Annotated in this window: 16 protein-coding genes and 1 CRISPR repeat array; of the genes, 2 read left to right on the top strand and 14 right to left on the bottom strand. The window is 41.5% G+C overall.

The features are described 5' to 3' along the window. Positions 1–15 precede the first annotated feature (15 nt). The 7 genes from csy2 to PAUR_RS19575 form a co-directional block, all read right to left on the bottom strand. Positions 16–1,032, bottom strand: coding sequence for a type I-F CRISPR-associated protein Csy2 (csy2, locus tag PAUR_RS19605; protein WP_192509421.1), 1,017 nt, complete (start codon positions 1,030–1,032; stop codon positions 16–18). Between the two features lies 1 nt (position 1,033). Then, positions 1,034–2,383 (bottom strand): type I-F CRISPR-associated protein Csy1, encoded by a 1,350-nt coding sequence (csy1, locus tag PAUR_RS19600; RefSeq protein ID WP_192509420.1) that lies wholly within the window; start codon positions 2,381–2,383, stop codon positions 1,034–1,036. Further along, positions 2,374–5,784, bottom strand: coding sequence for a type I-F CRISPR-associated helicase Cas3f (gene cas3f / locus PAUR_RS19595; protein ID WP_192509419.1), 3,411 nt, complete (start codon positions 5,782–5,784; stop codon positions 2,374–2,376). Before cas3f ends, csy1 begins: the two co-directional genes overlap by 10 nt. Further along, positions 5,781–6,782: a type I-F CRISPR-associated endonuclease Cas1f gene (cas1f, locus tag PAUR_RS19590; protein WP_192509418.1), complete on the bottom strand. Its 1,002-nt coding sequence runs from the start codon at positions 6,780–6,782 to the stop codon at positions 5,781–5,783. The genes cas3f and cas1f overlap by 4 nt, the downstream gene beginning before the upstream one ends. A 96-nt stretch (positions 6,783–6,878) precedes the next feature. After that, positions 6,879–7,709: a helix-turn-helix transcriptional regulator gene (locus PAUR_RS19585; RefSeq protein WP_192509417.1), complete on the bottom strand. Its 831-nt coding sequence runs from the start codon at positions 7,707–7,709 to the stop codon at positions 6,879–6,881. A 223-nt stretch (positions 7,710–7,932) separates the two neighbouring features. Further along, positions 7,933–9,348, bottom strand: coding sequence for a hypothetical protein (locus PAUR_RS19580; RefSeq protein ID WP_192509416.1), 1,416 nt, complete (start codon positions 9,346–9,348; stop codon positions 7,933–7,935). A gap of 1,511 nt (positions 9,349–10,859) precedes the next feature. Then, a CRISPR array of direct repeats spans positions 10,860–12,267; the repeat unit is 28 nt; unit sequence TTTCTAAGCTGCCTGTGCGGCAGTGAAC. A 1,115-nt stretch (positions 12,268–13,382) separates the two neighbouring features. Continuing rightward, entirely contained in the window at positions 13,383–13,925 is a 543-nt protein-coding gene (locus PAUR_RS19575; RefSeq protein ID WP_192509415.1) for a TetR/AcrR family transcriptional regulator, read from the bottom strand. Between the two features lie 91 nt (positions 13,926–14,016). Between PAUR_RS19575 and PAUR_RS19570 the strand changes: the two genes are divergently transcribed. Beyond that, positions 14,017–14,655, top strand: a complete 639-nt coding sequence (locus tag PAUR_RS19570) for a glutathione S-transferase family protein (RefSeq protein WP_192509414.1) — start codon at positions 14,017–14,019, stop codon at positions 14,653–14,655. 72 nt (positions 14,656–14,727) lie between these two features. Here PAUR_RS19570 and PAUR_RS19565 read toward each other — a convergent pair whose 3' ends face one another. The 6 genes from PAUR_RS19565 to PAUR_RS19540 form a co-directional block, all read right to left on the bottom strand. Further along, positions 14,728–15,591, bottom strand: coding sequence for an AraC family transcriptional regulator (locus PAUR_RS19565; RefSeq protein WP_318782639.1), 864 nt, complete (start codon positions 15,589–15,591; stop codon positions 14,728–14,730). Positions 15,592–15,819: 228 nt separating this feature from the next. Then, positions 15,820–16,179 carry a hypothetical protein gene (locus tag PAUR_RS19560; protein ID WP_192509413.1) on the bottom strand — a complete coding sequence of 120 codons (360 nt, stop codon included), beginning with the start codon at positions 16,177–16,179 and terminating at the stop codon, positions 15,820–15,822. A 53-nt stretch (positions 16,180–16,232) separates the two neighbouring features. Next, positions 16,233–18,236, bottom strand: coding sequence for a methyl-accepting chemotaxis protein (locus PAUR_RS19555; RefSeq protein ID WP_192509412.1), 2,004 nt, complete (start codon positions 18,234–18,236; stop codon positions 16,233–16,235). 242 nt (positions 18,237–18,478) lie between these two features. Next, positions 18,479–19,078 (bottom strand): glutathione S-transferase family protein, encoded by a 600-nt coding sequence (locus PAUR_RS19550; RefSeq protein WP_192509411.1) that lies wholly within the window; start codon positions 19,076–19,078, stop codon positions 18,479–18,481. A gap of 152 nt (positions 19,079–19,230) precedes the next feature. Beyond that, positions 19,231–20,037 carry a hypothetical protein gene (locus PAUR_RS19545; protein ID WP_318782638.1) on the bottom strand — a complete coding sequence of 269 codons (807 nt, stop codon included), beginning with the start codon at positions 20,035–20,037 and terminating at the stop codon, positions 19,231–19,233. A gap of 239 nt (positions 20,038–20,276) precedes the next feature. After that, positions 20,277–21,146, bottom strand: coding sequence for a LysR family transcriptional regulator (locus PAUR_RS19540; protein ID WP_192509409.1), 870 nt, complete (start codon positions 21,144–21,146; stop codon positions 20,277–20,279). 101 nt (positions 21,147–21,247) lie between these two features. Here PAUR_RS19540 and PAUR_RS19535 point away from each other — a divergent pair, with 101 nt between their 5' ends. Further along, positions 21,248–21,622 (top strand): YybH family protein, encoded by a 375-nt coding sequence (locus PAUR_RS19535; protein WP_192509408.1) that lies wholly within the window; start codon positions 21,248–21,250, stop codon positions 21,620–21,622. A gap of 1,190 nt (positions 21,623–22,812) precedes the next feature. Here PAUR_RS19535 and PAUR_RS19530 read toward each other — a convergent pair. Further along, positions 22,813–23,922, bottom strand: coding sequence for an FAD-dependent monooxygenase (locus PAUR_RS19530; protein WP_192509407.1), 1,110 nt, complete (start codon positions 23,920–23,922; stop codon positions 22,813–22,815). Positions 23,923–23,928: the final 6 nt, after the last annotated feature.

The raw sequence follows: 23,928 nt of genomic DNA, 5'->3' as shown, positions 1-23,928 counted from the left end.
TTAAATCTCCGTTTATTACATAAAGTCTGGGTCAAATGCGTCGTCACTCGCACTTTCGTCTATATCAGGGTCAACAACCTCAAGGCTAGTTGATTGCGCTTTAACTAAGTACCAAGGAAATTGATGGGTATAACGCCACACACCAGTATTAATCTCTTTTAGCCGATGCACACTTTGCCACTCTCCAACACTATAAGCCGTTTCAGCAAAGGTTACTGGCACAGTTTTATCGCGCACTTTGTCTACATCACCCGCTGAGTACAACTCTGAAATTGCGTAATAACCCGCCGCTATTGGCACTAAGTAGCCTGCATTAGGCTTTGCTAAATATGCCCATGTGGCTTTCAGGTTTATGCTTAATTCATCTTGTTCAATAGAAGTTGATTGTTCATCGTCTAGTTGCTCAGCCTTTAAAGCTGTTGCTTGGTATTTTAGTTTCGAAAAATCGCACCAAGCGTCAAAGCGGCTGGCGCTTTCCTGCTTGGCTTGCAATTGCAAAAAGTGGGCTTCAAGATAATCGCTCCTATCTAATAACACAAAGCCAGGCATTAAACGTCTCAGAGCCTTTTGTTGTGCCGCTTCGTCGTTCAGAACTTCGCAAGACTCAAACTCAGTTATCTGGCCACCTGCCAAGCGCAATGAAGGGATCAAAGTAGTCAGTTCTTCTACTAGCGCTTGCTGTGTTGTTTTATCGCCCGCGACTAAGCCTTCTACTTCAATCAATAAAGAAAGTTGCATATTCATACGCCCTTCTTCGTTAATTGGTACAGTCTTTCCCTGTTGTGTAAGTGGATTACGTGTTAATGCAAACACATAATCCCCCCAACCTTTTGGCTGACGAGCATGTACATCATTCTTATGGCTAATTACTGCCACTCCACCCAACGTTATCTGTAAGTTTGCAGGTAATTTGCGAGACAGCGCATGCGCAAAGCCCAAAAAATTTGTTATTGCAGGAAAACCATAGGTTAAACCTGCAATGGCATTTGCATTTTGTACTCTGAGCTTTTTCAGTAAAATGTACTGCTGCATATTATTGCTCCCCCAACTTTGGTGTATGACGCTCAAACGCTTTCAATTCGCTTAAACACAGCTTTTTAAAATATTTGTGCTCAACATCTCCCAGTAAATAACATTGTGTATTTTCAAGCTTACGTAATAACCAAAGCGCAAAATCATTGGCCACAACCTCTAACCAATCGCCCTTTTCCCTGGCACTTTGAAAAGCAACCTGTTGGTTATTTACATCTAACCAAAGTACATGCTCACGTTTCATTTGGCATTCACTGTCATTTGACCAACCAGCATACTCACTTAAGTTTTGAATTTTTACCGCATAGTTAAATAAGCTATCTAGGAGTGGCTGAACAAAGCCATAGTCTCGCCTATAGCGGGTTTTAAAATTTCTATCTTGCTCGGTGAGGCCCGTTAAAAATGCTTTAAATTCGCGTGTCAAAGCAGACGTTTCATAGCTAAATTCACGATTAAAAATAGTGCTGCTAGCCATAGGAGGAGTGTTTTGAGCCTGATACGTCGGAGGGGCGCAATTGAGCAAAAAACTTTGCCCATAGCGCTCGCTGTTTAACTGAGAAATATTCTGCGGTTTAGAGCCACCAAACTTTTGTACTGCGGTCGATGGAAAGCTCTCTGCCAACTCCGCATGAAAGTACCCTTTTTTTCGTGCATCACGAATTTCTTTAGAGTCGCCAAATCGGGTTTTTCTCACTTGCTGATATAGCTCATGCGCAAGAGATGATGAAAACAACGGGCATAACAAGTGATACCCTGCCTCATCATTTCCTAAATTAACAGGGTAATAGAGCTGCTTAGTGAGGGTGTGACCTGCAATATTTTCATCCCCGAGTGCTTTTTCAAAACCTGCTCGCCACTCACTAAGTAGCGCAGGATCGTCAGTAAACGCCTTTAACGCATTAACATGTTTACTCTGTAGCTGATCAACTAAGCTTTGGTTATTAACCGATATTTTTAAAAGCTTTGCCACATCAAGTACCGCAGCATTGCCCACTGCATCAATGGCTTTTTTAGTTAAGCTCGCCGTGGTGATATAGCCGATTTTATCTTGTTCAAATTCGGTGACTAAAATACTGCTTGCTTTGGCATCACTATGCGTAAACTTGGCCGCATGTGTTGCCAAACTAATTTGTTTCGCCCGCCTAGCCGCATCGGTTAACCAATTAATCGCTTTAAACGCTTCTTCAATTGGCGCAGCAGACTCGTGATATTGCGCGCTAGCAACACTTATAGCGGTGGGGTCATCTGTTTTATCCAATACCTTATCGCGCGCCTTTTGCAGAGGCTCTAATTTAACTTGTTTGCGCTGCTCGATATAATCGGCAATCGCATCACTTAAAGTCAATTCCATTGGTTTTCCTTACTTTTTGGTTGTTCATAAACACCCAATTGCGGATGCCATGACCATGTGATCAGTTGCTCTTCTTTTTCTGCTCTTAAATTTATTTCACCTAATTTCTCACTGGCTTTTTGCTGAGTGCAATTCAAGGCTTCAGCAAAGTGTTGATAAATATCTGTTAGCGTATCATCAAACCACCAATGACATCCTGGTGCTAACGTCATGTCTTCGTGATTAAAACGGCTATTTTTAGGTGTATACACATAGGGTTTTTGCGTGGTGTCTAACTGACTCCATATGAATAACTCATCTTCATTGATACGTAAAATGAACGCTTCTTGCATTTGAGATTGCCTAAACTCAGTTTGACGAATAAATTCCCCACTCCAACTCGCATGCGTAGCCGTGGCGTCATGCCACCAAATATCAGCTTCTTTGTAATTACGATAAAACGTCTTGCCAAGTTTTTCACCATTCATAACTTCTAAATGAAAGCGTAACGAACGGTGTTCCTGAACCATAAAATTACTCACCGCATATGCAGGGCCATATTTTTTCGATGCTTCAAAATCTCTGGGGATAAATTTGGGCTCTATGATCCGAGATATTGCAGAAATATTCGCTAATTCGTGAGTAATGAGCTCATTTAAGTCGTGTGCTGCTAACGGCAAAACTTTACTTTCAAAACCAGGCTTACAATAAGCTGGGTGTTCATTTTTCAAAGCTCGGATGTTTTTATTTAGCACCCGTACATTGCTCGTGTTTGGTACTTGCTGGCGGTGCCTTTGTACTCTGCCGGCTAACTGAATAATAGAACGCATAGAGCTCGGCTCGGCGATTGCCCAGTCGTAATCGTGATCACGGCCGACTTCCACCACAGATGTGCCAACCACAACAAACATATGATTTTTAATCGTGCTATTGTTTATCACTGCTTGTATTTCTGGTTGTTGCCATAGCTGCCGTTCATCATGGCGACTCAATGCCTTGTCTAAGCGACTTTCTTTAAATGAGCGTAATGCCAAAGGAAACTGTGAATGATAAACACAAAAGTGAATATGGTGATCTGCTTGAGGCTTTATCTGCATTAATCGTTTAGCGACTTCCACCATAGGGTTAATATTGGCCATACGTACCACACCTAACGAGACTTTTTTACCCGAGTCGTGCACTATATGATGCGCTTGGTGTAATTGGTGCATATGGTCGTAAATAGCGTGTGCGGTGCTTAAAAACTCACACACAACATCACCGTTAGCACCAGACTCTAATACATGAGGTTTAATGTTGATGATGTCGCCTTTGCGTAATACTTTTTGTTCACGAGTGAGATTGTCTACGCGCTTTTTAATAAATTTTCTGTGTTCAGCTATAAAGCTTTCTTTGTCAATAATTTCAATTGTTTGACTTTTAAATTCGTCAAACCAAGCACAGTGAATGGGCATATCTCTATTTTGGGAATACTGAGCTTGATTAAAGTGCTTGCGTCCAGCACGGTAAGCATCAAACAATGCTTTAATTAATGATGGCGGCAGCGTTGCTGAGGAAAGTAATACCCGAGATCCTAACATGCCAGCCCAGTTAACTAATCGACATAATGCGGGTAAGTCTTCTAAACCAAAATCATCGGGCTCATCCAAAACCAGATCAGAGGTCAGTAAACGCAACATAGGTGCTATTTGTTTTCCACCTCGTTTACTCTCTGTCGCTGGCATCAAGTGGTCAATAGTGCTCACTAATACTGGTGCGCTAATTAGCTGCTCTAACTTAGGGCTCGTACTCAACCAATGCTTCAAGCGACCATCGTATATTTGGCCTTCATAGCTCACAAATAACTGCTCAAACAACGCATCCGATGATTCACTTCCTGAATGAGTTTTTTCTGGTTCTTTATTAAGTTGATGTAATGTTTTGACAGCTTGCGAGCCAACCAATACAGCTAGCTCATCATCTCCAAGTTTCAATAACGCGCGATAAGCGTCACCCGTTTGTAATGTCAATGTACGCAAACCAAGTGCAACCGAAAAGCGACAGCCTTCTTTTTCATTGGCTAACCCGTACATGACTCGCGCATTAGCAATCGTTTTCCCACAGCCAGTTGATGCCATATTTACACCAAAAAACCCCTGTTTTTCGGTCGACGTTGCAATGGCTTTTGCATGAGAAAAAGCACTATTTTGCCAACGATATTTTTCATGCTCCGCGTGTTTACTAAATAATTTATGCTGTGCAATTCTGGGTAACGTATATTTTAGCGCTGGCAAATTTTGTGCAAATCGCTGTGCATTAACAGCGACACCAATATTATGTTCATCTAGATGTTGCTTTGGTTTATAACAGGTTTTCTGAGTGTTTTGCCTATCTGTATTGGCAATCGCTGTGAAGTGTTTATCTCGCCATACAACTTTTGACTTTTCAATAGGCAATGAAGAATAGTAATGATCAGCAAGCATGAGCGACAGTCTAGCCATGTGGCTTACAAAGCGTTGTTCAAACCACTGAATTTCGTCTGTGAATAATAAAGGTGTATTTAAAGCCCTTTGTGCTAAGCGACTCGCTTTATGTTGCCAAGGTTTACTCATAAACGGGGTACCTTGGCTAAATAACCAGTTTTTAGACAAGGTCTTCGCGCTATATTTATCAAGGTCAATAGCATTAGGTGAATTCCAGTGACAATCAAAACAATGAGAAAGCCACTTATCAATATCACTAATTTGAACTGAGTCACCATTCGCCATAGGTAATCGATGATGGGATACAATCAACCAGCCCACTAACTTGGCAAAAGGTGCAAGGTTATCAAACGCCCGTTGACTGCCTTTCTCGTCAGTAAATAATTTACCTAGCACCTCCTTCTCAATATGCGTCCCTTGACCAGACTCAAATGCACTGGCTAATTGACTTAACCAATCGTTATCTGTTTTCTCTTTTGCAAATGCCTCAAATAAGCGCAGTGACACCCATTCATGGCGATAAGGCTCACCTTTTGACTCAGTTAACCCTTTTAACTTTTGCTGAAATAAATCATTGGCCTTACCAAAGTCATGAAATAACCCAGCGATACTTGAAGCCAAAACCACGATTTCATTTAAATACCAGCCTTGCTCCCATTCTTTATGGTCTAAGTTGAGTGAAGTTCTGTTTACCGCGACTACGCCCTCACTATTAAATTTAGACCTGTTCCCCACCACCCATAACAACTGACTTCTCGAACGTGAACGCAACCAATGACAGCTCACCGCAGTGCTACGGCTGGCTGTTTTGCGCAGCATTTTTTTAACCGTTAACAGGCCATCTTCTGTGATCAAAGTTTGCCATGTGTTGTCACCAATTCGGTTTGCGAATGCGTCGAGCACGCGTCGGGTCTTTTTTAACGCGTTTTTTCCACACTGTGATACAAACGTCACCATCATAATTGGTTGGCCTCAATGTGTTCTGTGGTGTATGTTTGTAGTGCAACACGCTTTACTGTATCAAACATAAAATCTAACGATTTATGATCGGTAAAGGCTTGCAATACTTGCTGGCGAAATTCTTGCTCTGTGGCGTTTTCTTTAGCACATACAAAAGCCCAAGGTAAAACAACAGCATCTTTAATTAAGTCGGCTACGTCGAATATCAAAGCTCCCCTGCGGGTTTTTCCATGCATCACCGCAAAGCCATGCGGTATACCGAGCACCCACAAACAACTTGCCGCTAGGCCATAAGCCAAGTAATTACCATGATTTAGAAAGTCATTGGCTTTACTGGTGCTGTTATTTTCGGGTTGATGTTGACGGGTAAACCCCTGTGCATGGGTATTATTCGCCGCGTATTTATAAAGCACTTTGGTTAACTGGGCTTCTGTAAGTAATAAGTCTGATTGCTTTTTGGCAGCATCGGTTCGGGTATGAAACGTGTCGAGGGCGGTTTGTATTTGTGCGCTGTCAAAATCGAATCCCTCGCCTTTTAAATCTCGATCTTTTTGCCATACGGTTTGTAAATACGTAATGCGCGCTTGTTGAAACTGCTTTGCAGTCACTAAGCGCTTATCATCATCAAACCAAAACTGCATCCAACCATGTAAGTATTCTGTGGGCCGATATTCACTTTGTGGCGTAAACCACTCAACTTCACAGGCCATATGTAAGGGTGTACCACCACCGCCACTAAAACCGACTAATACCCCAGCTTGAGCAAGCATGCGCATTGCCGCTTGAGTGATGGATGTGCCATTACCAAGCAGCACTACTGTGGTGTTAGCAATGGGAATATTAAAATACTGATTTTCATTCCCTTTACTTGAAAGTGATTCCGTTAAATACAGCACTCGGCCGTCTTTTTGCATTACTCGGCAATATTCGAGGTAATACATGTTGGCGCGCTTCGAATGCAAAATAGTTTTTAAATCTGACGGGCTAAAATCGTCCATTACTTTCCCTCTCCTTTGGGCTTTTCACTAATTTACAGGCACAACGCTGCACCCACAATGCTGCTCTTTTGACCAGTTAATTTTTTTATAGGTTCGTTAATTCCATAACAATCCTAGTGCTCTTAACTCGCTATAACAGGTGGGCTCCATCACAATTTGCTGTGCTTCAGGGTTTGGGTGTTGTACATCTAAACGTAAAATACTGATCAAATAATTGATAAGTGCCGCGTTGGTTTTAAGGTGTTTTTTATGGCTTTGCATATCAAAGTCGTGTGCAATAACATGCTGTGCGTATTCGCTGAGCCGAGGGTCTGGCATAATGGTCAATATGACTTCGCGTTGCCAAGCATCATCGTCCTGTTTGTACTTTTGTGCCTTGCATTTAAATTCAGGGCACGCAGCTAAGATGCGAGACAGTGAAAAATCTCTAAACCCTTTTGCGTCTTCACAATAGGCCCTTAAGTGATAACGCAGGCCCGAATTCACCAGTGTGTGTGGGCGTATAATCCGGTCAGTTTCTCCGTTCTCTTTTATAGATTGATAGCGGATATCGAGCACACTTTGCCGACGGCAAGCATTTAAAATGGGCCGTATAATGGTGGGGTTAAGTTTGCGATGAGGTAAAGCCAGAGCGCTGATCGGTGAGGCACTTAGTTGGTGCACATACTGCTCACCAATCAAATGCGCATATTCAGAAAAGTCTTGAGAAATATAATTCGGTGTAAAGGGGGTTGCCAATACATAGGCTTTTTCTGATTCATCATAACGCGCAGCAATATCATGACGTTCAATGAAGTCATTTAAATACCTTCTAGCACTCGGCCTTGAAAGTTTAAATTTATCTTGAAATACACCGGTTTGAATTTCCCCGTGCCAAAACAAAACTGCCTCAATATACCTAAAATACTGCTCTTCCTTAGCCTGCATAAATCACTTTGGTGAAATTATTGTTAAGTTAATGTATCAGAATAAAAGTAGAGGGACATTGATTTACGACAAAATACATTATTTTCTTAAACCTGCGACCGTTAAAGCATAGATTGAAAATCAGCGACACATAATTTGATGTTTTGCGGTAATTTACACCCTGAGTATTTCCTCATTAAAACAAGGAGTACTCAAGGCTTAAAGCAAATTCAAAATATCTTCACTACAGTGATTCAGGGATCGCATCATGTAGTTGAGTATATATTTTTAATAGCGCTTTATCGTCTTGCAAATCGACATCTGCATTGTGTAACAACGCTAAATTGAATTGTACTCTGTCGCTAAACAACTTTAGCGTTTGCAATACGATTTTCAGCTCAACCTCAGCTAATTTCACTTCTTGAGGTTTTGAGTCTTCCACGAAGTAAACCGCGCTCTTAAGTTTTTCAAACTTTGCCTTTAGATTGGCTTTATGTTTTTGCAGTCGCGTATCTAACTTGCTTTGCCACAAAATGCCTTGGCTATCTTGTAATTGTGCAATTGCGGTTTGCCGAGCTGCCGTCATTTTTTTATCGGTAACCAACTTAGTCAATTCGTTGTTAAAATCATCTTTTACGGTACTTAAACTATTTACAAATACACGCATAAACATATCTTTTGGTAGTATCTCATTCGAGGCTGCTGAACTTTGATTAGCCAACTCTGCGTATTTAAAATCAGTTGGGCTAACACCTTCTATCACCTCCTCTAAATGCTTACTTTTATACAAGTTTTTTGCCAATACATTAAACCCGGGATCTTGCATATTATCGACCGCTTTACCTGCAACTTCGAGCCCCGTTAAAATACTACATGCGCCATGAAAACTAATTGCATCTCCAATCGCATCATATAATGAGTAGCTATCAAGTGTTTGTTGGTTTTTTTGCTGCATTGCAGATTTCAGCTCATCCCTTTTCAAATCAATCCCTTTCGCTATGAGCTCCGTCGCTTGGTTTGCCAAATACGCTTGATTAAATTCAGCCCGAACACCGCTTGTAACCCCAGCTAATCCAGCCAATACACGAGAGGCACTTTCACTCGTGAACATCGCCCCCGCGCCACCGAGTAACGTGGTGACCGAGCCAAGCCAAAAATTATTACGAGATTCAACACGTTTCATATATATTTTATATACATTACAGCGTTGTTTAGAGGCTGCAACAATCCTATCTTGTACCGTATTACGGATCCGTTGTCTTTTACCATCATCCGAACCTGAATAAAATTCCTTGATTGCAAAATTAAGCTCTGCGCGCGCTAAAATGCAGCCTTCGTCATCAACATCACTCTCATTTGTGCACACATCATAATCACCATAGTGCTTTAATAGAGCCTTCACCTCAGAGTCATCTTTCTGAATGTTGGTTATATCCAATTCTCCATGCATCGCTTTGACCAACTCTGCTCGAGTCATATCAGCAATCATGGGAGGTAAGTCAATCGTCACAAAACTATTTGGTGGCAATAGTTGTGCAGCACCAGCCATATTAACGCGGTCTCCCCCGCTATAAGAGCCTTCAGGGTTTTGATTAAAGCTGCATGCTGAAAGAATAAATGCATTACATAGGAATAATATGTTTCTTTTGCGAATGACCATTGCGAATTACCAACTTTTATATCCTTTATTTAATATACAAACTACCAACATACAGAAACAAATCAACCACAAAAACCAATTCTTTTTACGTAGACTGTTAGCTGAAAGAGTTTATATTGTGCCACAACGACCTAACGTATTCTCATTTGCAAAGAGCCAGATGTGTTAAGTGTTAATCATTTAAACGGCCTGCACGGTAATGTGACCCTGAGTCAATGGATCCTGACTTGCGTCAGGAAGACGGGGTCTATGACCTAACATCAAAGTGCTGCGCCACCTATGAAACGAAAACGTTTCGCCCCCTCATCACCTAAGCTGCCTGTGCGGCAGTCCATATACAGGATCACCCACCTTCATCGCCCTTCCCCCACCTTCGTCGCCCTGAACTTGCTTCAGGGTCCATGTTGAAACATATGCGGTATTGTGGATCCTGACCTGCGTCAGGACGACGGGGTGTGTATGACCTCACATCGAAGTGCCGCGCCATCTATGAGATGAAAGTGTTTCGCTCCTCCAACACCTAAGCTGCCTGTGCGGCAGTAAATATACCGAATCACCCATCTTCGTCGCCCTGAACTTGCTTCAGGGTCCATGTTGAAACATATGCGGTATTGTGGATCCTGACCTGCGTCAGGAAGACGGAATGTGTACGACCTCACATCGAAGTGCCGCGCCACCTATGAAACGAAAGTGCTTCGGTCACTCATCACCTAAGCTGCCTGTGCGGCAGTCCATATACAGGATCACCCACCTTCGTCGCCCTGAACTTGCTTCAGTCGCCCTGAACTTGCTTCAGGGTCCATGTTGAAACATATGCGGTATTGTGGATCCTGACCTGCGTCAGGACGACGGGGTGTGTATGACCTCACATCGAAGTGCCGCGCCATCTATGAGATGAAAGTGTTTCGCTCCTCCAACACCTAAGCTGCCTGTGCGGCAGTAAATATACCGAATCACCCATCTTCGTCGCCCTGAACTTGCTTCAGGGTCCATGTTGAAACATATGCGGTATTGTGGATCCTGACCTGCGTCAGGACGACGGGGTGTGTATGACCTCACATCGAAGTGCCGCGCCATCTATGAGATGAAAGTGTTTCGCTCCTCCAACAGTGGCCGCAGTATTCGCCGCTGGGCCGATGATTTTCTAAGCTGCCTGTGCGGCAGTCCATATACAGGATCACCCACCTTCGTCGCCCTGAACTTGCTTCAGGGTCCATGTTGAAACATATGCGGTATTGTGGATCCTGACCTGCGTCAGGACGACGGGGTGTGTATGACCTCACATCGAAGTGCCGCGCCATCTATGAGATGAAAGTGTTTCGCTCCTCCAACACCTAAGCTGCCTGTGCGTCAGTAAATATACCGAATCACCCATCTTCGTCGCCCTGAACTTGCTTCAGGGTCCATAAAGTTGCCACTTAAGCGTAAACAATCCATCCATGGAGCTGGGTCACATCGGTCATCCATGACCTCACTTCTTCGTGCTGCGAAACTACGTTTCGGTCACTCATCGCCTAAGCTGCCTGTGCGGCAGTGAACCAACGACAGCTTGATACAATGCAAGCAGCACATTTCTAAGCTGCCTGTGCGGCAGTGAACTTACATGTTGAAGAAATTGACGGTTTCTATGTTTTCTAAGCTGCCTGTGCGGCAGTGAACAACAATGAAGTTGTCCCAATGCAACAAACTATTTTCTAAGCTGCCTGTGCGGCAGTGAACAAAATACATTCTTTAAGCGTAAACAGAAAGAATTTCTAAGCTGCCTGTGCGGCAGTGAACTTTGAGAAAACTGCGCCTGAGAATATTGGTTTTTTCTAAGCTGCCTGTGCGGCAGTGAACGCAGAGAGGGTGACGTGGTACTCGATGCTTTTTTTCTAAGCTGCCTGTGCGGCAGTGAACATCTGCTATTGCTTGATTCCATTTCCATAACATTTCTAAGCTGCCTGTGCGGCAGTGAACAAGCTCGCTCAGTTGAAAGACCAAAAACTAAATTTCTAAGCTGCCTGTGCGGCAGTGAACGATTTCACAATGAAAGGCTACGGCTCAAGCATTTTCTAAGCTGCCTGTGCGGCAGTGAACGACAGAGTTGAGTGTTCAGACAAGTGGAGAATTTTCTAAGCTGCCTGTGCGGCAGTGAACTTAAGTCTCCAGGTATAGGAAACTACACAAAATTTCTAAGCTGCCTGTGCGGCAGTGAACAGTAAGTTAACATCAGTGCAACAAGTGCTAATTTTCTAAGCTGCCTGTGCGGCAGTGAACTCGACTTAGGTATGAAGGATTTATTCTTAGCTTTTCTAAGCTGCCTGTGCGGCAGTGAACAGGTTAAAGAATCGGCATCACAAAGCGTTAAATTTCTAAGCTGCCTGTGCGGCAGTGAACGCAATGAAGATAGCAGAAGCGCTGCTTATTTCTTTCTAAGCTGCCTGTGCGGCAGTGAACAAAGCCAGCAAATCCATTATAAAAATGATAACTTTCTAAGCTGCCTGTGCGGCAGTGAACTTGTATGTATTTTGCGGCCCTGCCTTATCAGCTTTCTAAGCTGCCTGTGCGGCAGTGAACATCCTGCTCTTCGCTATTGGCCAAAGACAAAATTTCTAAGCTGCCTGTGCGGCAGTGAACGAGGAGTTCCGCCGCCACCACCGCCGTCGACTTTTCTAAGCTGCCTGTGCGGCAGTGAACTATTATTTGGTGACGAATTGGGCGCAGTCACATTTCTAAGCTGCCTGTGCGGCAGTGAACGAAAACATCACAACTTTACTATCTAGATTAAATTTCTAAGCTGCCTGTGCGGCAGTGAACGTTGGGACGTTGAGTCTAACAGCATGTTTGAATTTCTAAGCTGCCTGTGCGGCAGTGAACTATTAAAAGTGGGTCTGAAGCCTTTTATTGATTTTCTAAGCTGCCTGTGCGGCAGTGAACAATAGACTATCATCATAAAAATAAGTTACAACAATTCGTTACGGTCAAAATACCATTTTAACCATATAAAAAACAACTAACTCTAACTGATTGTTTTATAATTACTTTTTAAAGAGCCAAAATAATAGGGTATTTTCATCATGTTAGATTCGATAATGACATGCAATATCCGCACCTGCTAATAATTAACCACACATTACTGAATTCAAACATGTCATATGCCTATTATTGTATTTTCCGTTTTCACTAAATCCTGAATCAAGTTCAGGAAGACAATAAAATTAATCCCTGTCAGCTGTTACTATTCACCCTCACTAGATCCTGAATCAAGTTCAGGAAGACAATAAAATTAATCCTTGTCAGCTGTTACTATTCACCCTCAAAAGATCCTGAATCAAGTTCAAGAAGACAATAAAATTAATCTCTGTCAGCTGTTACTATTCACCCTCAAAAGATCCTGAATCAAGTTCAAGAAGACAATAAAATTAATCTCTGTCAGCTGTTACTATTCACCCTCATCAGATCCTGAATCTAGTTTAGGAAGACAATAAAATTAATTCCTGTCAGCTGCTACTATTCCCCCTCACTAGATCCTGAATCAAGTTCAAGAAGACAATAAAATTAATTCCTGTCAGCTGTTGCTATTCAACCTCACCAGATCCTGAATCAAGTTCAGGAAGACAATAAAATTAATTCCTGTCAGCTGCTACTATTCCCCCTCACTAGATCCTGAATCAAGTTCAGGAAGACAATAAAATTAATTCCTGTCAGCTGCTACTATTCCCCCTCACTAGATCCTGAATCAAGTTCAGGAAGACAATAAAATTAATTCCTGTCAGCTGCTACTATTCCCCCTCACTAGATCCTGAATCAAGTTCAGGAAGACAATAAAATTAGTTCCTGTCAACTGTTGCTATTCACCCTCACTAAATCCTGAATCAAGTTCAAGAAGACAATCAAATTGATTCCTGTCAGCTGTTGCTATTCATTCTCACCGGATCTTGAATCTAGTACAAGAAGACAATAAAATTACCCCTGTCAGCTGTTACTATTCACCCTCACTATTCGCTTTCGCTCGATCTTGAAGCGAGCTCAGAAAAACAATAACGAGCATGTTACATATCATTGTGAGCCGCTGATTCACATGCCGATAACAGCTCTTCTTTTAAGCTTTCATCTGTTAATGTTTGCGCTAAAGCCACTGCACCAATCATAGTCGCCGCTTGAACAAGCGCTCCTTTTCGGTCATCCATATGGCTGTCTATGTAATCGACAAAACCAGAAAATACTTTTTCATATGTTTTACGAATCTCAGGGTCTCTATGGCGAATATCAGAAATGAGTAATGCAATGGGGCACAGTTGCGTTTTTTGAGTATCATTGCTTTGGTGTAAATAATTATGTTTGAGCGCCTTAAATGAATTTTGACAACCAACTTCTAGCTGTTGTTTTGCCACTAAACCTGCAACAGGAATCGCTTCATGATACAACTGCGATTTAGATTTAAAATGGCTATAAAAAGCACCTCGGGTCATATTGGCTTTTTCCATCACTTCATCAATGCCAACACCATCAAACCCCTGCTCGACAAATAATTTGGCGGCAGCTTCTAAAATACGCTGACGAGATTTCTGTTTATGATTTATATCCCAAGGCATGTTTTTCTCAAAAGTTTAATAATATGTTCTTGAACATATTGTCATGCTTTTTATTATGAGGTCAACCATCAAGTCCATTAAAGGAAATACCATGAATACACTCACTATTATTGGCCCGGAGTTTTCGACTTTTGTTAAAAGCATTGAGTTAATTTGCAAATACAAAGGATTAGATTACCAACTTAGTCTTGAGCATGAGGGAAAAGCATTAGAAGTCAGTAGCGATTCCCTAACAAAACTACATCCTTATAAAAAAGTGCCAATCTTAATCGATGAGGGTTATATCTTGCCTGAATCTAACGCAATTGCACGTTACCTTGAGCATTTTGGCGGGCCCAGTATCTTTCATAGTAACCCTCAGGTTTATGGGCAAATAGATGCGTGGTCCAGTATGTTATCTATTTACGCTTTCCGTGCACTTATTAGTGACTACATTATTGAAATAAAATACCCCAGTGGTGCAAACAACCAAATTGATATGACTAAATTAACCGCTGCACAACCTGCCGCTTTGCAAACTTTGCACAATATCAATAAACAATTGGCTAACAATCATTATTTGGTTGCCAATCAGTTCTCACTAGCGGATGCGATAGCGCTGCCTATGTTAGATTACCATATGCATTTACCTGCACATTTGAACTTACTGGCTGAGTTCCCTAACGTCATCGCATACTACAAGCGCATTCATGCTATGCCATTTTGTAAAGGGGTTTTACATACCTTTTAGTCGATGGTAACTAATATAATTGTCACGCCTAACTTCAGTCGTCCCATTTTTACCACTGCACCCATTATGCATTTACCGCAGTGGTAAAAAAATATCGGTCAACAAATCGCATTCATCCACTTCATGGATCAAGTTGATATATTGAAAAAAGCATGGGTGCTCAGCTGGCTGCTCATCTCTATCAATAAACCACTGCTGATAAAAGGCATTAATTGTATTGTCTAATGTCTCATGGCTGCCAATATGGCGCACTCTAGCACAGCGCATTTTGGGGATCTCCGCGTTTTTTACTGCAAACGCATTATTTGGCACCGGCTCAAGCACCGTGCCACATATTTTAAATCGAAATGCTTCAGACGCCATCGAACCTGGGTCACCATTTGGGATCCCAAATGTTTTGCTGCTGCGAATAGGCGATAACCCAGTCGTTTTTCTCCAATTCACAAATTGCCCAGCCGTTTCATATACCCGTTCAGCAGCACCTTTATGCTCAATAAAAGCAATCATCGTTTTCGGAAAAACGTCAACGATAACATCAAGCTGTTCCACAGGCATACTCGTAATATTACACTCAAACACGCCATGCCACTGTGGCCATTGCGGTGTACACCTAAACCCCGAAGGAGTTTGATTGAATGTGCGTTTAAAGGCCCTTGTAAACGCTTCAGCACTATCAAAACCTGCTTTAATCGCGATATCGAGGATTTTCTTATCTGTTTCGAATGCCAGCTCAAACGAGGCACGTTTTAATCTCGCCAACAGAATATATTTACTCACTGTAATATGCATGTTGGCAACAAACAAACGATGAAAATGATATTTCGACAACGCGGCTACATCACTTAAGTGCTCAATACTCATAGGTATATCTAAGTTTTGTGCAATATAATCACAAACACGCTGAATACTTCGGTGCGGTACTACCCTATTCTTCACTTTGTACACTCAATAACTGATCCTAAACTGTGGGAAGTATCGCAAAACAACAGAAGTGATACTTGACCAAGGTTGCGCTTTCCTAAAAAACCATATTACCTGAATCAAAATACGCATTTACCACAATGTTAAACCGCACAATTCGGCTTCCGCTTTATATCATTCATAAAAATGGCCATTGAGCGCAACATCAATGGCCATTTATGAATTCGTAAAAATTAGTTCACCTTAGCCACCACATTTATTGAACTCTTCACTGGCTTTGGCATACACGGTACAAAAGTCATCGTTACCATTCGTTGCTGTAATTTTTCCACCGTCAAAAATAGCATTAATCACTTTACTTTTAGTGATCGTTAGTCTTTTGTTTTTACATGATTTGACAGCCATAGCACCACACTCTGCAGCACTCGCCGCTTCTTTAAACTTAGAGCAACTTTGCTTACCTTTACACTTTTTATAACTTATTTTTTCCTTTCCGGGGCATGACGTTCTTGTGTACTGAATTTCACACGTCCCAGCGATCGCAACTTCCATAAAAAAATAAGCAAAAAACGCAATAAATAAACTCGCAATTTTAAATTTCATATAACGGTCCTCTCAATAAATAAGCCGAATTAAAGTAACTAATTGCTCAGCTACTAGGTTTTAAATCTGGTCAATAAAGTACGCTGGGTTTCAGCCATTTGGGCTAACTGTAGGCTTGCTTGTTGGTTATCTTTGGCTTGCTCAGTGGTTGTATTGGTAATATCTCGTATACTATTTACACTCTCTAACTGGGTGTTTGCGGCAACAGTTTGCTGCTCTGAAGCCGCTGCAATTTGTTGGCTCATGTCACGGATAGTTTGGATACTTTGCACAATAGACTGCAACATATTCTTCACGCTATTGATCCCATCGACGCATTCTCTTGAGGCTTGCTGAGAACTGGTCATACTCTCAACGGCCTGCTGTGCACCACTGATCAAGTTTTCAATGGCAGACTGAATCTCTTGTGTTGACTCTTGAGTACGGCTGGCCAATGACCTCACCTCATCAGCCACCACTGCAAACCCACGTCCTTGCTCTCCAGCTCTAGCCGCTTCTATTGCAGCATTGAGTGCCAATAAATTGGTCTGTTCTGCAATGCCTTTTATCTCAGCCAATACCGAACTAATACTGACCGTATCGTTATTTAGCTGCTGAATCACGTTTGCCGAGCCTTCTATAGTTTTACCCAACGCTGAAATGCTCTCTACGTTCTTCAGTAACACGGTTTCCCCTTGTTCAGCTTCAGTACTGGCTTTTTCAACTTCTTCTAACGTGCTGTGAACACTTGCAGCAACAGAGGAGACTGTTTCTGTCATTTCGTTGATCGACGTACTCATTGCGTGCATTTGTGAACTTTGTTCATTGGCACTATTAAAGCTTTGATCAGCTATCACACTGGTTTGTTCTGCTGTACTGGCCAACAACTGCGAGTTATCCGATATTTCATTTAACGTATCGCGCAAACTATTTACGAGTTGCTGCATGCTTTGCGCCATCTCACCCAACTCATCTTCTTGCTCTTTTACAAACTGGACAGTCATGTCGCCCGTTGCTGCGGTTTTAATTTGTTGTATTGACATAGCTAACGGTACTTTGATTGAACGAGTCACTACAAATGACACTGCAATAGACAACACAATGATCAACCCAGCCAACATTGTGATCACAAATTGATTATCAGACACTGTACTTTCAGCCTGTGATTGAATCGAGCCAGTATAAGTCATTATTTGTTTCTTGAGCTCAGCGATTAATTCTCTGGTTTCCTTAGCATGCTGTTTAATAACACCGAAGTCTTTTTTAACTTTGCCAAGTTGTTTCAATACACTTACTTTTGAGCTAATAGCGCTATCGCTGCCCACTAATGCATTTTTAAAGCTCGTTAGGTTTTGATGCATTGATGCCAGTTCATCACTTCCTTGCAACTCACTTGCCATTTGTATTTTATTAAATAATTCATCAATTTCGCTAACACTGCCTTGTAATTCAGACTGTACACCAAGCACCTCAAACACAATCTGTGAGCGTAGCACTGAGTTGGCACTATCTACCGCGCTTTCAATAAGTGATACAAAGGTCGCTAAGAGGTTTATGGTCGCCTCTTGCTCTGCCATTCCTTCTAAATCGTATGCAAAACTTAAGCTTTCATCGCCCATATCACCGAACTCTTGTGCCAACTCATTGGTTTTTTCAATTTGGGTCAAAATGGCCAAATAGTTAGTGATGCTGGTGATTGACGTGGTGTAAAGCGCTGCATTGGTTTTCTCTAATTTAGAGAGTATTTCTGCAAACTCAGGTAGGCTATCTAACTGTAATGCAAGTGCTTGTAAATTGGTTTGGTTTTCATCGTATCGTTTGTCGAAATCAGCTTTAATGGTATTTGCTACACTACGACGCTCTGTCGCAAATAGCTGTATTAAGCTCAGCTCGGTTGCCAAAACACTTTCTGACAGTGCAGCACCAGATATTAAAGTTGGGACACTTTTAGTCGATACTTTTTGTATTCCCTTACCAATATTCGATATGCCCATTATAGATACAGAAAACAAAATAACAGACAAAAGCAATACGACCGCGAAGCCACCAAATATTCGCCACGTAACAGTTAAATTCATATGATTTATCGTACAGATTGGTAATACTCAATGTATAGCAAAGATCCCAAAATTTGCGAATTCCAAAGGCAAACTCAGTTAATGTAACACAGCAACAATAATGTGCAGCGGTGCAGTTTGTATCAAGCTTTAAACAAACACCAGCCAACCTGTTTACTGAAACAAAGCCAACTAACGTGCGCAGCGTTGGCTTTTGATTGGTATATGGTTTATTGATGCAAACGATGAACTAAAATAAGGAGTTAAGGGACCGCCATAAAGCCTGGGAGAGATTCAACTTTCGACTGCCAATTAAGTATACTTGGGAATTTTCCATTAATATCAGAGGCGCCTTCAGCCAATTTAATATAACTATACAATGCAATATCTGCAATAGTGGGCGTACCGCAAGCCAGCCAATCATGAGAGTGAAGTAAACGCTCTAAGCCCTGATATAACTGCGTTGTTACTACAACCGCTTGCTCATAATCACCGGGGTTATTCAGTTGATTAATGCCTCTTAGCATAGCGGGCCCCATCACTAACGGACCAGATGAAACCGCTAATAACCTGTGTATCATCGCTTGTTTCACAGGGGAAGATGGGTACCAAATTCCAGAGTTATCAAATACTTTAGCCAAATAAACTAAGATAGCGCTAGAATCACAAATAACGCGTTCTGCATGTTTCAAAACCGGTACTTGGCCAAATGCGTTTAACTTCAAAAATGCGTCTGATTGATGCTGCTTAGCCTTTAAGTCAACGATTTCAAATTCATACTCCAGCTGAAGTATTGATAAAAACAATGACACTTTATGAGTATGCCCAGATAGCGGATGTCCATATAACTTAATATCTTCCATAATAAGCCCTTAATAATTAATGGTGTACAACAATCAAACATTAAACAATAGATCCCATTAAAAACAAAGAGTAATAATATGAACTTTACTTAACAAAGACACTGTTACCTGATGTCATAGCAGCACAAAGACGAAAGGGGTGTACGTTATGCTTATAATGAGGGCTTGACACATTCGGCTAATGGCTGCCACGTATAACGTCCCGAGTGTAGAGTGTCGCGCGTTCTAATACTCATATTTGGGTTGCGTAGCTTTAACACTTTTCGTTTTTCAAAATAACCGTTTTTGAGTGCATCTTTTGTGATTGGGTGATGACTAAATAGCTGATCGAAACTGCCGTCATTTATTGCCCTGTGCAGCCCATCGGTTAAGCGCTTGCGTAGCCTATGATTATTTTTATTCACAAAAAAATACATCGCAGAGGGGTAACACAAACCAAAACGGCTATCGATCTGTAGCTTAGGGTGGCCAACCACTTCAGACCAAGGCTCATGCAGAGCTCTGGGAAACAAATCAAAGCGCTTTTGTTCTAACATTTTCAATAAATTCTGCGCCCCAGCGGTTTCAACAGTCAAACTATTAAATGCATAGACCTTTGAGTCAGGCCAATCATTACCACTGCCGAATCGATAATCCAACAATGCAGTTGCATATTGGTGTTTCTTTAGCCTTGATTGTAAGTCTTTATGAATAATAAAAATACGCGCCCCCATCATGCCCTTTAGCAATGGGATATAAACGGTACCTAATTTTTGCTCTCGTTTAATCGAGGTCATGCTCCAATGCACATCAATTAAATCGGCTTTAGCAAGCAGATCTAATGTTCTGGCCTGTGGGGTATCTTCAAGGGGGTTTTCAATTAATTGATATGGTCCATATTCAGGCGTACTTTTTTCGAGTGCCAACCGTAATAAGTCAACATAATAGGTTTGCTTTGGATCAACAAATTTATGAGACACGTTGTATCTCACCGTATCAATGGCTTCGCAATTCTCACTAAACAGCATTAATATAAAAAAAAGCAACAATCCATGACACTTACTCACAACCATAAAACTCTATCATTCCTTTAAAAACTGCGTTCATTATAGCAGAGTATCTATATTTGAAACGTAAATACGCGTATCTATTTGTCAACGCTCACATCAAATACGTATATTCTAACTATGATGTTTCGCACATTTTTCATCTCAAACTATTACGTTATATTGAACATTAAGTCATCAAAAGCAGTTTTAATGGCTGTTTGTGCAAGTTTGACTGTGGTAGGCACGGCACTTGTGTATGGATGCACCGTATACACATCTGTTGCCATTAAGTGCTGGTCAGTGTAGACCGGTGCTAACTGGGTATATTGAGGTAGTAGTATATTCGGCACAATCCCGATGCCAAATCCAGCGCTAATAAGCGATATTGTTTGGTATATGTTGTCTGTAATATGTGTTGCCATAAACTGCAGCTTCTGTGATGACCCACCAGCTTTATAAAATGTATGATTTATCTGAGTACCTTGCCAATGATTCGCAATATAAGTCTCAGCACTTAAATCAGGAGTATGATGTTTAGCTTTGCATAACACATCATAAAATTGGCCAATAAGCCGTTGCTTATAGCGACTGTCTTGACTCCTACCCACACGAATCGCTAAATCAATATCATGATGCATCAGATCCAACTGTTCATCTTGGCAAATCAATGACAAACGTACTTTTGGATGCGCTAAAAATGTCTTGGTTAATGCAGGTACTACCAGGGAGTCCATTAATGCATGTGGGGCAGTAATCGTGAGTTTGCCAGCTGGCTCGATTTGTTGCGCCATCACTTCATCCCAAGCTTGTTCTGAAATTTGATGCATTTTCACACAGTGGGCATAAAATCGTTCACCGCTAGGCGTTAACAATTGCCGACGTGTAGTGCGCTTTAACAGTGTAGTTGCTAACTCACCTTCTAATTGTTTTAAGTGTTGACTCAATACCGATTTAGAGAGCCCTAGCTTCTCAGCAGCTTTAGTTATCGACCCAGCCTCCACAATGCGCATAAATAAATTCATATGGCGTAGTTTATTCATATTGTCTCACCAAATTAAACAGTATTTTCTATTAGTCTTGTTTTTATTTACAAAGCATAGCGCTAAACTTGGTCGCAAGTAAACAATAGAGATAATAGAACATGGCACCACAAACCGTATTTGAAGCTTGTAAAACAGGTATTTTACAATGGCAAACCGCATTTAATAACCAAGATGCGGCTGGGTGTGCTGCCCAGTACCACCCTGAATGTACGATGGTGGCAAAACCATTTGGGACGTTTAAAGGCACTGAGCAAATACAAGCTTTATGGCAGCAAATTATTGATCAAGGTTTTCATAGTGTTGAATATAGCGATGTCATTTGGCAACCTGAAGGTACCGATGGTTATTTACTGACTTCACACTGGCAAATGAACAAAGCGTATGGAGTTGTACATAAAGAGCATTGGCAAGTTCAAAAAAACGGAAAAGCAGTTTTAATATACGATGAATTTGAGGTGCAAGGGGAACGGTAGAAAATATGAGCAGTTAACTTACACGCTTTCTTCCTAATCAGGGTTCCTCCTATTTAGTCTTCCTGACGCAGGTCAGGATCCATTTACGTTTCGTATATTCATACATGGACCCTGAAATAAATTCAGGGAGACGAAGATGTTAGCCCTGAATTCAGATAGACGAAGACGTTAAGCCTTGAATGTATTCAGAAAGGTGAAGGTACTGAGCTCTAAAAAGAGTATAGAGGAGTGTAAATTTTTAACGGACACAACAGCCTTCAACTGATACAACTACCGTTAACTTATGCGCCGTCCTCCTATTCAGTCTTCCACCAAATCAGTCTTCCTGACGCAGGTCAGGATCCATTTACGTTTCGTATATTCAAACATGGACCCTGAAATAAATTCAGGGAGACGAAATCTTACGCTCTGAAATGAAGTCAGCGAGACAAATATGTTAGCCCTGAATTCAGATAGGCGAAGACGTTAAGCCTTGAATGCATTCAGAAAGGTGAAGGTACTGAGCTCTAAAAAGAGTATAGAGGAGTGTAAGTTTTTAACGGATGCAACAGCCTTCAACTGATACAACTGCCGTTAACTTATGCCCCGTCTTCCTATTCAGTCTTCCACCAAATCAGTCTTCCTGACGCAGGTCAGGATCCATTTGCGTTTCGTATATTCAAACATGGACCCTGAAATAAATTCAGGGAGACGAAATCTTACGCTCTAAAATGAAATCAGGGAGGCAAAGATGTTAGCCCTGAATTCAGATAGACGAAGACGTTAAGCCTTGAATGCATTCAGAAAGGTGAAGGTACTGAGCTCTAAAAAGAGTATAGAGGAGTGTAAGTTTTTAACGGACACAACAGCCTTCAACTGATACAACTACCGTTAACTTATGCGCCGTCCTCCTATTCAGTCTTCCACCAAATCAGTCTTCCACCAAATCAGTCTTCCTGACGCAGGTCAGGATCCATTTGCGTTTCGTGTATTCAAACATGGACCCTGAAATAAATTCAGGGAGACGAAATCTTACGCTCTGAAATGAAGTCAGAGATACGAAAATGTTAAGCCCTCAATGGATCCTGATAGGTAAAAGCGCTGAATAATGGGGAGTAAGGCCATCCAAAATAGGTTCACAAAGCTAAAAAGAGTACCGCTCTCAGAAAAGACCTAATAGAGAAAAGGCTATCATGTATGCAAACTATTCACTAACTCACTAACATGCATTCGTTTGTCATTTTTAATTGTTGCTTACTTTGCCAAAATGGCGACCCTTGCCAGCGTTGCTCTGCATTATAACGCTGCACCAATTCATTTAAGTACGTATTATAAATTGAAGTCATTTGTTCAGAGTAATCCGCTAACCCAGCACGATTACCCGTAAAAGACTGCATGATTGCATGACATGCTTTCTCTGCCATATACATACTCGTTGTCATCCCGTGTGATGATAAGGGGTCAAACGACATTGCAGCATCACCTACCATCAGCCAATTATCTCCTGTTAACTGACTGCATATATGACTGCTAGCATTCACCATTCGTACTTTTGTGCTATATTCTTGAGGAATAAACTGCTTAAAGTACAGTGAGTCTTGACTAATTTCATGCCAATTTTCAAACGATTTATATAACTCAAAATCAGGTGAAGCTTGGTTGCTAAAAATAGCCAACATGTTTTGATTTTGGTTCATTTTAGACACCAACCCCCAGTGATTTTGCTGGGCTTCAACAAGCACTGGATGACTGAGCTTTTCGCCTGATATTCTTGGTACATTCACCACAAATGCCATTAACTTATCAAAACAGTGACGCGAAATATTTAAAGCTCTTGGTAAATACCCTTGTCGGCCGCTGGCATCAACAACAAAACGCGCGCACACCTCAATAACTTGCCCATTACTTTTACTACCAAGTAACCAATGCGATGGTTGTCGCTCGATACTGATTACTTTATGCAGTTTGACTACCGAGTCTGGTAAGTCATATGCTAGCTGCCTAACTAGGCCATGTTTATCGACTTTCCAGCCATGCCCTTGCATAGTTGACTCTAAACGAGGGTGCTGCAGTTGTGCAGCCCCCCATGATGAAAAAGTACCAGAACAAGGAAAGTGTATTTCATGCTGTAAATATTTCATCAAACCTAGCCGCTCTAACAATGGGTTAACCGTTGCAGGCAAACTTTCAGCTAAGCTCATGTTTATAGGCTTATCATCATGAAACAATACAACCTTGAAACCTTGCGTTGCTAACTCCTTAGCCAGTAATACACCGCTTACTCCCATTCCAATTACGGCGCAATCAAATTTTACAGTCATTTTTAC

The sequence above is a fragment of the Pseudoalteromonas aurantia 208 genome, from assembly GCF_014858725.1.
In the GTDB taxonomy this organism is placed as follows: domain Bacteria; phylum Pseudomonadota; class Gammaproteobacteria; order Enterobacterales; family Alteromonadaceae; genus Pseudoalteromonas; species Pseudoalteromonas aurantia.
Note: the sequence above shows the minus strand (reverse complement) of the source record. Positions and strands in the feature narration are given on the sequence as shown.

What these genes read in the sequence shown, in the direction of transcription:
- csy2 (WP_192509421.1), bottom strand. Translation starts at nt 1,032, where the DNA reads ATGCAGCAGTACATTTTACTGAAAAAGCTCAGAGTACAAAATGCAAAT.
- PAUR_RS19570 (WP_192509414.1), top strand. Translation starts at nt 14,017, where the DNA reads ATGAATACACTCACTATTATTGGCCCGGAGTTTTCGACTTTTGTTAAA.
- PAUR_RS19555 (WP_192509412.1), bottom strand. Translation starts at nt 18,236, where the DNA reads ATGAATTTAACTGTTACGTGGCGAATATTTGGTGGCTTCGCGGTCGTA.
- PAUR_RS19535 (WP_192509408.1), top strand. Translation starts at nt 21,248, where the DNA reads ATGGCACCACAAACCGTATTTGAAGCTTGTAAAACAGGTATTTTACAA.
- PAUR_RS19540 (WP_192509409.1), bottom strand. Translation starts at nt 21,146, where the DNA reads ATGAATAAACTACGCCATATGAATTTATTTATGCGCATTGTGGAGGCT.
- PAUR_RS19560 (WP_192509413.1), bottom strand. Translation starts at nt 16,179, where the DNA reads ATGAAATTTAAAATTGCGAGTTTATTTATTGCGTTTTTTGCTTATTTT.
- PAUR_RS19575 (WP_192509415.1), bottom strand. Translation starts at nt 13,925, where the DNA reads ATGCCTTGGGATATAAATCATAAACAGAAATCTCGTCAGCGTATTTTA.
- csy1 (WP_192509420.1), bottom strand. Translation starts at nt 2,383, where the DNA reads ATGGAATTGACTTTAAGTGATGCGATTGCCGATTATATCGAGCAGCGC.
- PAUR_RS19530 (WP_192509407.1), bottom strand. Translation starts at nt 23,922, where the DNA reads ATGACTGTAAAATTTGATTGCGCCGTAATTGGAATGGGAGTAAGCGGT.
- PAUR_RS19580 (WP_192509416.1), bottom strand. Translation starts at nt 9,348, where the DNA reads ATGGTCATTCGCAAAAGAAACATATTATTCCTATGTAATGCATTTATT.
- cas1f (WP_192509418.1), bottom strand. Translation starts at nt 6,782, where the DNA reads ATGGACGATTTTAGCCCGTCAGATTTAAAAACTATTTTGCATTCGAAG.
- cas3f (WP_192509419.1), bottom strand. Translation starts at nt 5,784, where the DNA reads ATGATGGTGACGTTTGTATCACAGTGTGGAAAAAACGCGTTAAAAAAG.
- PAUR_RS19585 (WP_192509417.1), bottom strand. Translation starts at nt 7,709, where the DNA reads ATGCAGGCTAAGGAAGAGCAGTATTTTAGGTATATTGAGGCAGTTTTG.
- PAUR_RS19550 (WP_192509411.1), bottom strand. Translation starts at nt 19,078, where the DNA reads ATGGAAGATATTAAGTTATATGGACATCCGCTATCTGGGCATACTCAT.